A 16,312-nucleotide genomic window follows, 5' to 3' on the forward strand; every position below is an offset into this window, starting at 1 on the left:
ACCGGAAGGAGCATCTTTTCTTTTATAAGGGAAATGAATTAAATTGAGATAGATTACTAAACCAGTTATTTTATGGATGTTATTCAGGCAACGGAGTTACATACGAATGAAGTGGCGGTATTGTTTGATGCCTACCGCAGTTATTACGACCAGGCGCCTGATTTCAAAGGAGCGCTGGAATTTATTTCAGAAAGGATTGCGCAAAAAGACAGTGTAATATTTGTGGTGTTGCTGGACGCTGAAATTATTGGTTTCACCCAACTGTATCCCATCTTTACTTCGCTTGGCATGAAACGTGGCTGGCTGCTGAACGACCTGTATGTATTGGAAGAGCACCGCGGCAGGGGCGCCGGCAAAGCCTTGCTGGATAAAGCCACAGCGTATGGTAAATCCACCAATGCAGCCTGGCTCATGTTACAAACCTACATTGCCAACACCGGTGCACAAAAACTTTACGAAAAAGAAGGGTTCAAAAAAGATACGAACTCCTACTATTATTATAAAGCACTTTAAAAACGCGGAATTTGTCTTGGAACACTGATTACGCTGATTATGATGATTTGTTTGATTTTATTTTTTTGTTTTTATTTGATACAACGTACTTAAAAAAGCGGATCGCCTTCCCGGAATTTGTCTTGGAACGCTGATCACGCTGATTATGATTTGTTGGATGGCTTGGAAAAATGTAGATAATTTATTTATATCTCTCCCTATATAAAATCAAAAACATATCCATCAAACAAATCATCATAATCAGCGTGATCAGTGTTCCAGGACAATCGCCGAAGGCGATCCCCTCCACAAAGCATGGACACAACAAAGAACCCCTGGACCATTCACTCCCGGGACCTCAGATATGATAACAACTGGATCAGTGTATGGCATCATGAAGGATTAAACCCTGCCGGCAGCGCTGGCATATACGGCGTGGTACATTTCAAGAATCTTGCAGTAGGCGTGGTGGCGCTGGATGATGACATGAATATTTATCTCGTAGGGCAGTACCGTTTCCCTTTAAAGCGTTTTTCCTGGGAAATTCCTGAAGGAGGTGCGCCACTGGGGCTGGAAACCGCGCTGGACACAGCGAAAAGGGAATTACTGGAAGAAACCGGCCTGGTAGCATCTCAATGGGAGGAAATTACGCGCATAGCGCTCTCTAATTCCGTTTCCGATGAAGAGGGTGTAGTGTTCCTGGCCCGTGGACTGGAACAGCGGGTGGCCGAACCGGAAGAAACAGAGCAGCTGATCGTTAAAAAAGTACCTTTTGAAGAAGCCTACCGGATGGTGAACAACTTTGAGATCACTGATTCCTTATCGGTAGCGGCCATACAAAAAGTAAAGCTAATGGGCTATGAAGGCTTATTAAACAAATAAACCCGTTACCTTTGCAGCAAATGGAAAGGAAATTTAACGCTTTCAAAGGTGAAAGAAAAGAGGGGCAGCGAGGTCCCAAAAAATATGCAACGCAGCGGCCAAAGCAATCTACCATGATTATTGGCCGGCAGCCGTTATTGGAAGCCCTGAACACCGGGAAGCCTATTGAGCGCATCTTTATGCTGCGTACCGCTACCGGCGACATTATCCCGCAAATAAGGGAATTGGCCCAAACCCAGAACATTCCCATTAACTATGTGCCGGTGGAAAAGCTCAACGGGCTTACCCAGGCCAATCACCAGGGAGTGGTAGCCATTGCCGGCAACGTTACTTACCTGGACCTGCAGGATGTGATCTCCCATGTAACAGAAAAAGGGGAAATACCGCTGTTCCTTATACTGGATGGTATCACCGATGTACGTAATATAGGCGCCATTGCCCGCAGCGCCGTATGCTGCGGCGCCCAGGCTATCATTATTCCTGATAAAGGCATTGCCGCACTGAATGAAGAAGCCGTGAAATCATCCGCAGGTGCACTGGAGCGTATCGCGGTGTGCCGGGTGAACAGCCTGAACAAAGCGATTGATACCCTGCATCTCAATGGTATCAAGGTAATGGCCAGTGAAATGGAAACGGAAATAAAGCTGTACGACTGCGACCTGAAAGAACCGGTAGCAGTGATCATGGGTTCGGAAGATAAAGGCGTATACCCTGCGCTGATCAAGGCTTCCGATGTGCTGTTCCGCATTCCCATGGCCGGCAATTTTGAATCTTTCAATGTGTCTGTGGCCGCCGGTATCATTTTATATGAAGCGCTGAAACAAAGAACGGTAAATATTTAGCGGACCCGCGGGCGCCCGCCACGAAAATAGTTTACTATGCTAAAATTAGTTGAATGCCCACGCGATGCCATGCAGGGCTGGCACAGGATGATCAGTACGGATGAAAAAGTGCAATACCTGAATGCCCTGTTAAAGGTTGGTTTTGATACGATCGATTTCGGTAGTTTTGTATCTCCCAAAGCCATTCCACAGATGGCAGATACAAAAGACGTTATTCCCCGGCTGCAGCTGCCGGGCTCCGGAAGCAAGCTGCTGGCCATTGTGGCTAACCTGCGGGGAGCAGAAGAAGCAGTGGTGTTCGATGAAATTAATTACCTGGGCTTTCCTTTCTCCATATCGGAAACTTTCCAGCTGAGAAATACCAATAAAACCATCGCGGAATCACTGGAACAGGTACATTCCATGCAGGAACTGTGCATTAAGAACAGGAAAGAACTGGTGATTTATATTTCCATGGGATTTGGTAATCCTTATGGCGACCCGTACAGCCCGGAAATTGTGCTGCAATGGGTAGCTGAAATGGTGAAGATGGAAATAGGCGTTATCTCCCTCGCTGATACAGTAGGCGTGGCAGATCCGGCTACTATCAGCAGCCTGTTCAAACACCTCATCCCCGCTTATCCTGATGTGGAGTTCGGCGCACATTTCCACGCAGCCCCCAATAAGTGGGAAGAGAAGGTACTGGCCGCTTATGAACAGGGCTGCAAACGGTTCGACAGCGCCATTAAAGGCATAGGTGGATGCCCCATGGCCAAAGATGAACTGGTGGGAAACCTGGCCACCGAAAACCTGATAGCCTTCTGCCACCAGCGAAAAGAACCGCTTACACTGGATATGACCGCATTAAGAGGCGCACAGCGACTGGCAGATGCTGTTTTTAAAGATTAACTGTATTACATGCAATTTCATTTAAGCTTTCCCGTAACGCCGTTGCCGGCTCCTATCCGGTATGATCATGAGCTGTTGCTAATGGGCTCCTGCTTTGCGGAAGAAATAGGTGGAAAGCTGCAGGAACACCGGTTTAATACCCTGGTGAACCCGCACGGTATTTTATATAACCCGCTCAGCATCACACAGGCCCTCACCACTTATCTGGACGGGAAAGTATATACGCGTGAAGACCTGTTCATGCACAATGACCTCTGGAACAGCTGGGATCATCACAGCCGTTTCTCCGCTCTTACGCCGGAAGCCACGCTGGAAAACATTCACCGGGCGCAGGCCGCCGCTACAAAGGCTATTGAAAGCGCCGACTGGCTCATTATTACGCTGGGATCTGCCCATGCCTACATCTTAAAGGAAAATAACCGCCTGGTGGGTAACTGCCATAAGGTGCCTGCCGGCAACTTCTACAAACGCATGCTCACAGTAGATGAAGTTGTTACCGCGCTGGATAATGTAATGCATCGCCTGTTTTTCCGTAACCGGAAAATTAATATACTCTTCACCGTTAGTCCCGTGCGCTATATCCGCGATGGAGTAGTGGAAAATAACCTCAGTAAAGCCATTTTATTGCAGGCAGTTCATCACCTGGTAAATAAGTTCAACAGGCTGTTTTATTTCCCGGCATATGAGCTGGTGATAGATGATTTGCGGGATTACCGTTTTTATAAGGAAGACATGGTGCATCCCAATGAACTGGCGGTTAACTATGTATGGGAACAGGTAATAAAGGCCGCAATAGGCGCGGCCAGCCAGGAACTGCTGCATAGCATCGCTGAAATAAACCGGGCCGCCAACCACCGGCCCTTTAACCCCGAAAGCCCGCAACACCGGCAGTTTTTAAATCACTATGCTGCAAAGGTGCAGCAACTGATGACGGCGCATCCGCAGCTGCAGTTGGATGACCTGCTGCAACGTTTTCAATAACCAGGCAAATTAAAAAGGTACATAAAACCGCGTTTACAACGGCTTCATGTACCTTTTTTTAGCCAGTCTCCATCGCATTTACAACGGGATACCTCTTTTATCTTTCAGATAAATAATACCAACTACAAAACAGATCAATGCAATACCGATCGGGTAAATGAGCCCAGCCAGGTGGTTACCGGTATTGGTAACCAGGATGGTGGAAATAGTGGGCAGCAACCCGCCGAATACGCCGTTACCAATATGATAGGGCAGCGACATAGACGTATACCGGATGCGGGTAGGAAATAACTCTACCAGGAAAGCCGCGATAGGTGCATACACCATGGTTACAAACAATACCTGGATAAATATCAGGATCACCAGCCAGGCAACATTTGTGCGGCTTACGGTTAATTCTTTCTTATCCGCTGCCTCCCTCAGGATGCTGCCATCGGTGTAGCTGTGCACCCGGAAGGATTTGAGCACCAGTTCGCCCGATTCACTCCGGGTAGAATTGCTTTCTATTCTGAAAAGATCGGTCTGTTCCTGTTTCAGCTTTACATTACCGATGTTGTCCATGGCCTTATAGATGGGGTAGTAGGCAAGTGCCGCCAGCAGCATGCCGGTGAGCATGATCTTTTTACGGCCTATACGGTCGGACAGTGAGCCAAAATAAATAAAGAATGGAGTGCCCAGCAGCAGTGCAATGGCTATGATGATATTAGACTGCACAAATTCTATGTTCATGGTTTTCTGGAGAAAGGAGAGCGCGTAGAACTGCCCCGTATACCATACCACGCCCTGGCCCATGGCGGCGCCAAACAGCGCAATCAATACCAGTTTCAGGTTTTCCTTATTGGCAAAGCTTTCTTTGATAGGGTTGGCGGATGTTTTGCCCTCTTTCTTCATTTGTGCGAACAGCGGGGATTCGTGCAGCCGTATCCGTATGTAATAAGACATAATTACCAGCAACACCGACAGGAGGAAGGGGATACGCCAGCCATAGTTGTTGAAATCGTCCGGCGACATGAGCATGCGTGTCACCAGGATCACTCCCAGCGATACAAACAGCCCCAGTGTGGCCGTGGTTTGAATAAAGCTGGTGTAGTAACCACGGCGGTTGTCCGGCGAATGTTCCGCTACATAGGTAGCGGCACCGCCATATTCACCACCAAGGGCCAGGCCCTGTGCCAGGCGGAGAATCAATACCAGTATAGGCGCCAGTATGCCAATGGTATGATAGCTGGGAATAAGACCGATGGCAAAGGTAGATCCGCCCATGATCAGCAACGTAAGGAGGAAGGTATATTTACGTCCTACCATATCGCCGATGCGGCCAAATACAATGGCCCCGAAAGGGCGCACAATAAAGCCAACAGCAAAGGTGGCCAGCGTGGCAATGTAGGCCAGCTGCGGATTACTGGGAGGGAAGAACTTTTCAGCAATGATGGCCGATAAGCTGCCAAAGATGTAAAAGTCGTACCATTCAATGAGCGTACCAGCCGACGAAGCCATTATAACCTGCCAGATGTTTTGCGTAGAGAGCGAGTTTTTCATACGTGTTAATTGTAAACGCTTACTTTTGTTAGTTAGCTTTTTGCGGGGAATAAGATAACGAATATTTACTATGGGAACAAATGTCCAACTAAAAATCTCTTGTGCTTAACATTCCCGAATGTTTATAAAACCTTATCTTTAATAAGGGCCAATTATTCAAAATGAAGCAGGGATCAACAGCGCACATCAGGCGGGGTACCAGTTTATTGTTGTTAGTTTTTGTGTTGTGTTACTATACCGTGAAGGCTCAGCAAACGATCAGCAACAAACCTAAGATAGGATTAACGCTCAGCGGCGGCGGGGCCAGGGGCCTTGCGCACATCGGCATCCTGGAAGCGATAGACAGCGCCGGTCTGAGGGTGGATATGGTCACCGGTACCAGCATGGGAAGCATCGTAGGATCTTTATATGCCATGGGGTATTCCGGGAAGAAGATTGAAGAAGCCGCCCGTAAACTGAACTGGAACAGCCTGTTCTCCAACCAGCCCGTTCTTACTGATATTTCCTATGAAGAAAAACGGGAGTACAACAAATACATCATCGAAATTCCTTTTGAATATGGTAAGCCCAAGCTGGCTTCCGGCGTAATTTCCGGCGAAGCGCTGTGGCTGGAGCTGGCAAAACTTTGCTGGCCGGTGAAGGATATCAAGAACTTTGAAGACTTCAATATCCCTTTTAAATGCATTGCCACCGATGTGGCTACCGGCGATATTGTGACGCTCGACAGCGGGGAAATAGTGACCAGCCTGCGCGCCAGCATGGCTATCCCGTCTATTTTCACCGCCGTGAAGATCGGCGACCGCAAGCTGGTGGATGGGGGCGTGGTCCGCAACTTCCCGGTGATCACCGCCAAAGAAATGGGCGCCGATATCGTGATAGGCGCCAATGTAAGCGGCGGCCTGCGTAAAGCCGATCAATTGCTTACCCCTTTTGATATCCTTTACCAGCTGGGCTTTTATAAAGATGCAGACGATTTTACCAAAGCCATAAAACAGTGTGACATTTATGTGCCGATGAACAGGGAGCTGGAAAACTACTCGGCTGCCAGCTTTGGCAGTGTGGATTCTATTATTGAAGCCGGGCGCCGGAAAGGGAGGGAGATGTACCCGGTTTTCAAACACCTGGCAGATTCCCTGAATGCACTATATCCTCAACCACCTTTTGTAGCAGACCGCTTGCCATTTGCCGCCGACATAGAGCTGAGCAGCGTGCATGTAAACGGCCTGGTTCATTCCGATCAGAAATTCTTTTTACAACGACTGCATCTCAAACCTGGCGGATGTTATACGTCTGCCCAACTGAGAAACGCCATCCTCAATGTATATGGTACCCGTTTCTATAAACTGATCACTTATAACCTGGTGCCGGAAGGATACGGCAAGAGCCGGATGGATATACAGGTGGAGGAAAACCCGCTCACCTATGTGAAATTTGCGCTCAATTATAACACGTTCACCGGCGCCAATGCGATCATCAACTTAACACAGCGGAATTTCATTGTGCCCAACTCCCGCTCCTTTGTAACAGCGGTGATCAGTGAAAACCCGCGCCTGGAGGCAGAATACTTCAAGTACCTTGGCCGCAGCCGTAACTTTGGCTTCGGGCTGGGCACCTATTATGAAAATAACGGGCTTACTTTTTATGATAACAATTTCAACGAGCAGCAACCCTATCGCAGCAAGTATGCCAACATAAATATGGACGTGCAGTATACCTTCTCCCGTAATATGTTTGTAGGTGTGGGAACGCGCTGGGAGTATATTAAATACAAACCGCAGCTGTCGAACTTCACGGAGGTGCGTGGAAGCACCAACCAGCTGAACTCCTATATTAATTTTGGCATCAATTCCCTCAACCAGAAAATATATCCTACCAGGGGATTGTTGCTGGACCTGGAAGCCGGGCATATTTATAACCAGCATCCGGGCATAAAGGTCAGTTCGCAGGGTGTAGAGCAGGACTATGACACGCTGGGTGTAAACTTCAACGACTATCAACGCCTGGCGCTGAACATGAAATACTATATTCCTATGGGGCGTAAATCGGCCCTGGAACTGGATGGTAACATAGGGTATACTATCAACTACAGGGAATCTGTGGTAAATGCGTTTGTAGTAGGGGGTATGACCAACATCACCCGCAACCAGGTACCTTTGGTGGGCATATACGAGGGAGAAGTGATTGCGCCGAAAGTAGGCGTGATGCAGATAGCCTGGCAATATGAGTTCATGCGGAATCTTTTCGCCATTCCCCGTATAGGCGGAGCGGTATATGATGGTGTGATTTCCGGCGGCGACAAGTACGAATACCTCGCCGGTTATGGCATTGGTGCTGCCTACAGCAGCCGTCTCGGCCCTGTGGAGGCCACCATGATGTACAACGACAAGTCAGGCCGGCTGAAGTTCTATGTAAACCTCGGGTTTAACTTTTGATTTTTGTCTTGGAACACTGATTTTGATGATTACTTTGATTTTGTTTTACATTTTATTTTTATAATAACTAAGGGAGATATGTGCGGATCTATTCGCTTATATCTCCCTTAATTATTTTCAAACTCCAAAAACAAAATCAAAGTAATCATCAAAATCAGTGTTCCAAGACAAAATCCACTTAGTGCATGCGATCCCCGCGAACGGCAATGTTTTGCAGTATTTCGGCTTCCTTGTTCAGCCATTCCTGCCAGCGGGTGCGCACTCTTTCTTCGGGGAAATATTCGTTGGCCAGGTCAATGAAAAGGCGGTAGTGGCCTGCTTCAGATACCATGAAGCGGTGGTAGAAATCGCGCATATATTCATCTTCCAAACCTTCGCTCAGCAGGCGGAAGCGCTCGCAGCTGCGGGCTTCTATCAGGGCAAAGATCAGCAGGGCATCCAGGAAGCTGTCGTCCGGATGGCCGCCTTTTACCCGGTTATCCATGAGGGCATTTACATAATCATCTTTCCGTTGTTTACCTAAGGAAAGGCCCCGTTTCTTCATTTCAGCAAGCACCTGCCGGAAATGGCCCCATTCTTCTGTAACAATAGGCGCCAGTTCCTCTACCAGTTTTGTTCTTTCCGGGTTGCGCTGGATCAGGGAGATAGCGGAAGATGCCGCTTTTTGCTCGCAATACGCGTGGTCGGTAAGAATATCCTGCAATGAAATGGCCGCCAGGTTAACCCATCGTGGATCAGTAGGCAGTTTTAGTCCGAGTATTGATACTTTGCTCATAGAAAAAACAGCGCTTAGGCTGTGGCTTTTTTGCGAAGATAACGGCAAAGTTTAAATTGTGCGCTGATAAACGCAGATCCATGGGTAAAGACAATACTTCTTTTTTAACACGGTTGCTTGATGAGCGCCGGGAACAGCAGTCGTTCCGCGAGCTGAGGCTCCCTGGAGATAAGGTAGATTTTTGTTCCAACGATTACCTCGGTCTTGCCCGGAGTACCGCTGTGAGGGAGTATATCCACACCCTAATGGAAGAAAGGCATCCCGCGCATGGCAGCACCGGGGCCAGGCTGCTGGCGGGCAATTACGAATGGATTGAATCAGTGGAAAAAGACCTGGCCGGTTTTCACGGGGCTGAAGCCGGGTTGCTGTATAACTCCGGTTATGATGCCAACCTGGGCGTATTTTCTTGCCTGGGCCGCAAGGGTGATACGATCATTTACGATCAGCTGATCCATGCGTCTGTCCGCGATGGGGTACGTTTATCGGCTGCGCAGTCGTTTTCCTTTGCGCATAATGATGTGGACGATCTTGAAAAAAAGCTGAAGCACGGGCTGGGAAATATTTTTGTAGCGGTGGAATCCGTCTATTCCATGGATGGCGACCTGGCGCCGCTGGCCGCAATTGCCGCCATCTGCGAACAGTATGGCGCGCATCTGATAGTGGATGAGGCCCATGCCACCGGGGTTATCGGCAGCAGGGGAGAAGGGCTGGTACAACACCTGCAGTTAACAGCCGCCTGTTTTGCGCGCATTCATACCTTCGGGAAAGCAGTAGGTTGTCATGGCGCCGTGGTGCTGGGCTCGCGGATATTGCGCGACTACCTTATCAACTTCTCCCGTTCATTTATCTATACCACCGCATTACCACCCGCTGCCCTGGCCGCCATAGAGGCGGGTTATGCCACTTTCCCCTATATGCAGGCAGAACGGGAGCATTTGCAGTCTCTCATTACACAGTTCCGAGCCGGCATCGTAAATACGGAGCTGTTGCCAGGCACCACGCCCATCCAGGCAGTGCTTACACGTGGCAATGAATATACCCGCAGCATCGCGCAGCGTTTGCAGCTGGAGGGCCTGGATGTGCGGCCTATCCTGCATCCTACGGTGCCAAAGGGCTCAGAAAGACTCCGCATTGTGTTGCACAGTTTTAATACCTCCGCAGAGGTGGCCCATCTCATAAAAGTATTACAGGCATAACTGGTTATGAAACAAATTTGATGTATTTTACATATTACATCCGACTTGTAATATGAGAATCATCCCCGCAGTTATCACCGCAGCAGTTACCTTATCGCTTACATATGCTTTCAGTCATAAACTGGGACAGATACCGCCATTGGGAAAGTTGTTAAGCCCGCAAACCGGCTTCTGGCAAAATGCAGAGCCTATCGGTGAGTTTCCCCATGAGCAGCTGGTATTGCCTGGTTTATCAAGTAAAACGGAAGTTTGGTACGACGACCGCATGGTGCCTCATATTTTCGCGGAAAATGAAGGAGATGCCTATTATGTGCAGGGGTATGTAACCGCGCGCGACCGCCTCTGGCAGATGGAGCTGCAAACATATGCTGCAGCCGGCCGTTTATCCGAAATACTCGGCCCTAAGCTGGTGCATTACGACCGGAAACAGCGACGCCTGGGAATGGTATATGCGGCAGAATACACGGTAAAAGAAATGCTGGCAGACCCGGCTACCAAAGAGGCGGTGACGGCTTACGCCGCTGGTGTTAACGCCTATATTGCCACACTTAGTCCCGCTACTTACCCCGTAGAATATAAAATCCTGGATTATAAACCGGAGAGATGGGATATCATCAAGTCGGCCTTATTACTGAAGTACATGGCGCATGATCTTGCCGGAGCCGCTAACGACCTCGAATCTACCAATGCGCGCCGTTTATTTTCCCTGCAGGACTTTGAGCTGATGTATCCCGACTTTCATGAAGCTACAGACCCGATTATTCCGAAAGGCACGGCCTATCCTAAAGCTACATTAAAATCAACCGCTCCGCCTGATAGTGTGCTTGCCATTGCAGCAGCATATATGAAGTTTAAAACAGACAAGCCAGATCCGGACAACGGCAGCAACAACTGGGCTGTAGCCGGCAGCAAAACCCGCTCGGGGGCGCCCATTCTTTGCAATGATCCGCATCTGAGCCTGTCGCTTCCTTCACTCTGGTATGAAGTACAGATCCATACACCTGCTATGAATGTGTATGGAGCTTCCCTGCCCGGTGCGCCCGGTGTGATCATCGGTTTCAATGATCATATTGCCTGGGGCGTTACCAACGGAGAAGAAGACGTGAAAGACTACTACAGTATGCAGTTCCGCAACGGCCGCACTGAATACCTGTATAACGGCAGTTACCGCAAAGCAGACCTGCGTGTGGAGAAAATAAAAGTAAGAGACGGCGCCGCGGTATACGATACCGTTGCCTACACTGCGTTTGGCCCCGTTATGTTTGATAATACGTTTCCTGACAAAACAACCGGTCAGAACTTCCTGGCCATGCGCTGGAAGGCGCTGGATCCTTCCAATGAGCTGGCTACATTCATCAAGCTGAATAAAGCCCGTAATTACGATGATTATTTAAGCGCCATTAACGGGTATACCTGTCCTGCCCAAAACTTTATATTCGCCGATAAAGCCGGCGATATAGCCATCTGGCACAATGGTCAGTATCCTTTGCGCTGGAAAGACCAGGGCAAATGGATCATGCCCGGCAGCGACAGCACTTATGCATGGCAGGGATATATCCCTCATGATGAACTGCCTCATATAAAAAATCCCGAGAGAGGGTTTGTGAGCTCCGCTAATCAGCGCCCTACAGACAGCACTTATCCGTATGCGCTGTACGGTGAATACGATCTTTTCCGTGGTAAGCGCATCAACGAAAGATTAACTGCCATGAGCGCAATCACCACGCAGGATATGATGCAGCTGCAGAATGACGATATGAACCTGTTTGCCGCCGCCGCGATGCCTGTAATAAGGAAACATATAGATACCAGCGCTCTTACAGTACAGCAGCAGCCTTACTGGCAGCTGTTATCGTCCTGGGATTTTATGGCTACGCCCGACAGTAAAGCCGCCAGCATCTTCAACACTTTGTGGGCGCACCTGGAAGATACTATCTGGCAGGATGAGCTGCATCCTAAAGACACTACCATCCTGGTTTATCCGCAATCTGTCACTACACTGCAATTGCTGCAACGCGATACCGCCTTTCATTTTATAGACAACATCAACACCCCGCAAAAAGAAACTTTATCGCAGCTGGTTCAGGGCGTGTTTGCTACCACAGTAGCGCAGCTGTCGGAGTTAAACAAAGCAGGCAGGCTGGAGCTGGGAAAAGCCCGAGGTACCGATATCAACCATCTTTCCCGCGGTATTCCCGCCTTTAGCGCATTGCATTTGAACACTGGTGGTGGACAGCATATTGTGAATGCAACGAAATCAACGCATGGTCCTTCCTGGCGCATGGTGGTGCAGTTGTCGGATAAAACGGAAGCATACGGTATTTATCCCGGCGGGCAGAGTGGGAATCCCGGTAGCCCGTTTTATGATAACAGCATAAATGACTGGGTAGCGGGTAAATATTACCTGTTGCATATTTTCAGTGAAGAGGAAAAAGATGACCCTGTAATCCGCTACAAGCTTGTGTTTACAGGGAAATGATAAAAATAAGTTCAACAAAATTTGGCTGGAAATAAATAATTCCTATCTTTGCACTCCGTTAAACAAAAAGACGGGGTAAAAAGATTCCCTAGCTCAGTTGGTAGAGCAATACACTTTTAATGTATGGGTCTTGGGTTCGAGTCCCAAGGGGATCACTGGAGAAACTTGAAACCTGCGCACTGCGCGGGTTTTTTGTTTTTGGTCTATTTGTCAGTCTAGGATCAAGTGCGAAATTGCTTTTCGTGCTTACTTAGTTTTTATAGCCGATCAAACCAGATAAATATATCAGTTTTAGTCAGTCCTATACCGATCGATCAATGACCTATTCAATGACTTGTTGAAAGCCGTAATTTAGGTCATCGATTTAATTGAAAATGCTTGTGTGAAGTAGATTTTGAGAGAATCAGATGTGTTTTTCAGGAAAATCCTGAAGAGCCAATTTGATAACTTAAAAATGTGAAGTAAGATGAAAAGCAACCAAAAGCTTTCGCTCCTGTTTTGGCTATGGAGATCAAAAGCCTCAAAAACAGACGGCCGTGCCCCGATCTATGCCAGAATTACCATAGATGGCCTAGATGACGAGCTGTCAACATCCAGAAAAGTCCTGCCTGAACATTGGGACAATCAGCTCAAAATTGTAACTGACCCTAGCCCCGAAGGTCGTAAAACCAACAAGAAGATTATTGAAATGAGGACTGACCTGGAACTTCATTTTCGGGCTCTTCAAAATCAGTTTGAAGAAGTAACCCCAGGGATGCTAAAAAATGTCTATAAAGGCATCCCTGCAAACGGCATTCAAGAAAACACAGATAAACCTGTCCAATCGGACCACACTTTATTAGAAGCGATAGACCTGCTCATAGTTGATTTTAAGGAGCAGGTGAAAGAGGGGACTAGATCTGAGCAGACATTAAAGCAGTGGCGTGCGACACGTCAGAAAATAATTGAGTTCGCCAAATACAAATCGAGTAACGATGGTTCAATCAGGGCAATTGACTTGCAACGTGAAGAAGATACTGATCCTGACAAATTTAAAATATGGGTTAAATCTCTTGATTCAGAGTTTGGGAATGAGTTTTATAAATATTCAATCTTAAAGCGCAGGGATTTTCTGGTAGGCACGAAATTAAAAAGAAGGCCCATCAATCTGCTCGAAGCGGCAGCACGGAAGCAAAGAATACAAAACAGGTAATTGACTTCGCGGTAAGTAAAAATGGATAGCGAGCAACACAATGGCAAAGTTTAAATGCTCAGGCGGAGACAAAGAAGTTGTTCCCCTTGAGTTGCATGAGGTTTACCAGATTTATGAGAAGCCAATGGATGTTGTCAGGCTGGAAGAAGTAAGAGACGCTTTCATAGGTCAGTGTTTTACCGGGTTTGCATTCCAGGACATTTATGCGCTTTCTCCGGATAATATTGTTAAGGTTGGTAAAGAAGGAGAGCCCTGCTTATGAAAAATCGGGGGAAAACAAAAATTAACGAAATGGTACCAATACTTCCTATAGTAGCTGATCTTATTGAGAAATATAAAAATCACCCATATTGTATCGCTAATAATAAATTATTTCCAATTAATTGTAATAGCCGATACAATGGCTATTTAAAGGAAATCGCTGCGATATGTAGCATCAACAGGAAGCTAAATACCCACTTAGCGCGCCATACATTCGCAGACATCATGTTAAACAATGGAGTTCCGTTGGAAGATGTCAGTAAGATGCTGGGACATAAAAATATACGTACAACACAGCGGTATTGCAGAGTTAAGAAAGAATAAGTAGAAATATGTCAACACTAAGAAAAACACTATTTACAAAGACCGGAAAATTGAAAAAGATTGCCTAGAGAGGCTGTATCATAAATAACTTTTACCCGATTTTACTCGGGTACCGGGTGGAGAAAATTTTCGTATATGCGATTCTCACACCCATTAAGTTAGTTATGATACAGCTTCTATGAAGGAATTTTGCCTATAGTTGATCATTGGTTTGATATGAGATGAGGTAGTCAAAACTCGGTCACGGATACGGTATAGTTCCTGAAGATTACATTCCTCACATCTGTCATCATTATAAAGTGTCCATAACATGAATCTGCACACAGGCTTCAGCCGCTCGGCACTTGCTGTTGGAAACCACTGAGAGGCGATATGGGCAGTCTTGGTCATCTTGTACTTTTTCCTGGTGGAAGGATCATTTTGATACAGCACCAGATACTCTCCATCTATTCAATGTTGTTCTGTGATTTCCTGCAGGGTCTGGGCAAATGGATTTTTGAGCATGGGGAAAGGATAGTGAAACCGGGATAGGATTGAGGTTATCTCTGTACTCATAGAAATTTGGGTTATGTTGAGGAATTGATTATTTATTTACTGTCTTTGCCATGCTGATGACATCCTTTTAAAAAGGAGAATCGACTGCGCCGGTCTTTTTAATTACGGTTATTTTGATTACTTACGTGGTCTAAAATCAATTAAATCTATTTGGGTAGCTAAAAGTTACAAAATATTGTCATTCTTTTCAAGAGAAAATCAATTTAATGATTCCACCGGCTGTACGGGGTGCCGCAAAAAAATCTTTTGTTTCCAAGGGTAAAAATCCGGGCCGGCTGTATCCTTATTACTGACCCCATTTGGGGAGGATTACTGATGTCTGCAATCCTAATTTAGTAAATATATGATTTAAAGAATACAATATATCCATGTGAAGATACGATCCGATTCTTCCCCGGTATTTTCATCCCAGGTAGAGGAGTTTGGGTTGGCATTCCTGTATTGTCGCCTGGCCAACCGGGCCCGGATATTGCGGCGGTGCCCACTATATCAATTTGCCTTCTATGATGGTGCTGATGTAGGCATCGGGATGAAACACCGCCCGGATGCTGCCTGCGCTTAAATCTTTGAACGTTCCCGTCTTTTTTAGGTTAATAATATGCAGGTGTTGTCATACCGCCGGATTTATTATGTGTCTTTAGTAGTCATGCACAATTATCGTTTTCAGGCGCCTACTGAACTGCTATGCCCGTTGATATAAGACAATGGTCTTAATAAGGAATGTATTTGCTGACTTGTTAGGATAGCATATTACTTTATGCGGGATTATAAACATACCTATTTGTGAAGAAGTTGCAAACAGCTTTTGAAGAAAATATATGTGCCAGCATCGCACTGGGAAAGGAGGAAGCCTTAAATGCCATATTCGCCGAGTATTTCCCGCGGCTTGTTTTCTTTTCCGAATCGCTGATCCATAACAGGGAGGAGGCAAGGGATGTTGCGCAGGAAACGCTGATGCAGCTTTGGCGCAACCGGGAGCGGGTAGCTGTGTGGAAGGAAAAACATCTGGCCGCATATCTTTTTGTTGTAGCGCGGCATAAGTCTTACGACTATCTGAGGCATCTGAACGTGAAGGCTGCCGGGCAGGAGCAGATAGTTGCACAAACGCAGGTGGAGGAAGCGGGTGCAGATATGACCATGATCTGCCAGGAAGGATGGGAAGAGATCCGGAGAAAAATTAACCGTTTGCCGGCGCCCATAGCCAAAGTGCTTAACCTTACATTTATTGAAGGGCTTACTACCGAAGAAATATCAACAGCGTTGAATATGACCACCAACCTGGTCCGGGTAAAGCGCTCCCGGGGCCTGGAGAAACTAAGAATGTTTTTTAATAATCAATCAGAACAACTGTCTCAAAGTATTTTAGGAAATAGTGTAATGATTTCCTGATTCAGACGTATTATCTGCAGTAATGCAATACACGAAGCGCAATACGAGCTTCTTTTTAATATTTATCTGCTTGTTAAAAACTCAG

The 16,312-nt window shown here is 46.9% G+C and carries 15 protein-coding genes and 1 tRNA gene; 14 read left to right on the forward strand and 2 right to left on the reverse strand.

The window, feature by feature from the left end:
- Window positions 1–72: 72 nt before the first annotated feature.
- The 5 genes from FN124_RS26280 (at window position 73) to FN124_RS26300 (ending at window position 4,085) form a co-directional block, all read left to right on the forward strand.
- On the forward strand, window positions 73–513 hold the full coding sequence (locus tag FN124_RS26280; RefSeq protein ID WP_142687766.1) for a GNAT family N-acetyltransferase: 441 nt from the start codon (window positions 73–75) through the stop codon (window positions 511–513).
- Between the two features lie 294 nt (window positions 514–807).
- Window positions 808–1,374 (forward strand): NUDIX domain-containing protein, encoded by a 567-nt coding sequence (locus FN124_RS26285; RefSeq protein WP_142687767.1) that lies wholly within the window; start codon window positions 808–810, stop codon window positions 1,372–1,374.
- Window positions 1,375–1,394: 20 nt separating this feature from the next.
- Entirely contained in the window at window positions 1,395–2,216 is an 822-nt protein-coding gene (gene rlmB, locus FN124_RS26290) for a 23S rRNA (guanosine(2251)-2'-O)-methyltransferase RlmB (RefSeq protein WP_260607588.1), read from the forward strand.
- Window positions 2,217–2,252: 36 nt separating this feature from the next.
- The gene (locus tag FN124_RS26295; RefSeq protein WP_142687768.1) at window positions 2,253–3,104 is read left to right on the forward strand and encodes a hydroxymethylglutaryl-CoA lyase; all 852 of its coding nucleotides are present in this window, start codon (window positions 2,253–2,255) and stop codon (window positions 3,102–3,104) included.
- A gap of 9 nt (window positions 3,105–3,113) precedes the next feature.
- Window positions 3,114–4,085 carry a GSCFA domain-containing protein gene (locus tag FN124_RS26300; RefSeq protein WP_142687769.1) on the forward strand — a complete coding sequence of 324 codons (972 nt, stop codon included), beginning with the start codon at window positions 3,114–3,116 and terminating at the stop codon, window positions 4,083–4,085.
- 78 nt (window positions 4,086–4,163) lie between these two features.
- Here the strand turns inward: FN124_RS26300 and FN124_RS26305 are convergent, their stop codons facing one another.
- On the reverse strand, window positions 4,164–5,624 hold the full coding sequence (locus FN124_RS26305) for an MFS transporter (RefSeq protein ID WP_142687770.1): 1,461 nt from the start codon (window positions 5,622–5,624) through the stop codon (window positions 4,164–4,166).
- Window positions 5,625–5,785: 161 nt separating this feature from the next.
- Here FN124_RS26305 and FN124_RS26310 point away from each other — a divergent pair, with 161 nt between their 5' ends.
- Window positions 5,786–8,056 (forward strand): patatin-like phospholipase family protein, encoded by a 2,271-nt coding sequence (locus FN124_RS26310; RefSeq protein WP_142687771.1) that lies wholly within the window; start codon window positions 5,786–5,788, stop codon window positions 8,054–8,056.
- A 178-nt stretch (window positions 8,057–8,234) separates the two neighbouring features.
- On the opposite strand, the gene FN124_RS26315 is transcribed toward FN124_RS26310, so the two are convergent.
- Complete coding sequence (locus FN124_RS26315; protein WP_142687772.1) at window positions 8,235–8,831, reverse strand: MiaE family protein; 597 nt, start codon at window positions 8,829–8,831, stop codon at window positions 8,235–8,237.
- 80 nt (window positions 8,832–8,911) lie between these two features.
- On the opposite strand from FN124_RS26315, the gene FN124_RS26320 reads away from it, so the two are divergent.
- The 8 genes from FN124_RS26320 to FN124_RS26350 all read left to right on the forward strand — a co-directional run bounded on the left by FN124_RS26320 (window position 8,912) and on the right by FN124_RS26350 (window position 16,227).
- Window positions 8,912–10,027 carry an aminotransferase class I/II-fold pyridoxal phosphate-dependent enzyme gene (locus tag FN124_RS26320; RefSeq protein WP_142687773.1) on the forward strand — a complete coding sequence of 372 codons (1,116 nt, stop codon included), beginning with the start codon at window positions 8,912–8,914 and terminating at the stop codon, window positions 10,025–10,027.
- Between the two features lie 52 nt (window positions 10,028–10,079).
- The gene (locus tag FN124_RS26325) at window positions 10,080–12,506 is read left to right on the forward strand and encodes a penicillin acylase family protein (RefSeq protein WP_142687774.1); all 2,427 of its coding nucleotides are present in this window, start codon (window positions 10,080–10,082) and stop codon (window positions 12,504–12,506) included.
- An 82-nt stretch (window positions 12,507–12,588) separates the two neighbouring features.
- Window positions 12,589–12,661, forward strand: a tRNA-Lys gene (locus tag FN124_RS26330).
- Window positions 12,662–12,972: 311 nt separating this feature from the next.
- On the forward strand, window positions 12,973–13,698 hold the full coding sequence (locus FN124_RS26335) for an Arm DNA-binding domain-containing protein (RefSeq protein WP_142687775.1): 726 nt from the start codon (window positions 12,973–12,975) through the stop codon (window positions 13,696–13,698).
- Window positions 13,699–13,738: 40 nt separating this feature from the next.
- A complete protein-coding gene (locus FN124_RS31250) occupies window positions 13,739–13,960 on the forward strand; it encodes a site-specific integrase (RefSeq protein ID WP_221887911.1) in 222 nt (73 codons plus the stop codon).
- Entirely contained in the window at window positions 13,957–14,283 is a 327-nt protein-coding gene (locus FN124_RS31845; RefSeq protein ID WP_376765855.1) for a site-specific integrase, read from the forward strand. The genes FN124_RS31250 and FN124_RS31845 overlap by 4 nt, the downstream gene beginning before the upstream one ends.
- 925 nt (window positions 14,284–15,208) lie before the next feature.
- On the forward strand, window positions 15,209–15,400 hold the full coding sequence (locus tag FN124_RS26345) for a hypothetical protein (RefSeq protein ID WP_142687776.1): 192 nt from the start codon (window positions 15,209–15,211) through the stop codon (window positions 15,398–15,400).
- Between the two features lie 221 nt (window positions 15,401–15,621).
- A complete protein-coding gene (locus FN124_RS26350) occupies window positions 15,622–16,227 on the forward strand; it encodes an RNA polymerase sigma factor (protein ID WP_142687777.1) in 606 nt (201 codons plus the stop codon).
- The last annotated feature ends 85 nt before the right edge of the window (window positions 16,228–16,312 follow it).

The organism is Chitinophaga polysaccharea, assembly GCF_902150045.1.
GTDB lineage: Bacteria > Bacteroidota > Bacteroidia > Chitinophagales > Chitinophagaceae > Chitinophaga > Chitinophaga polysaccharea_A.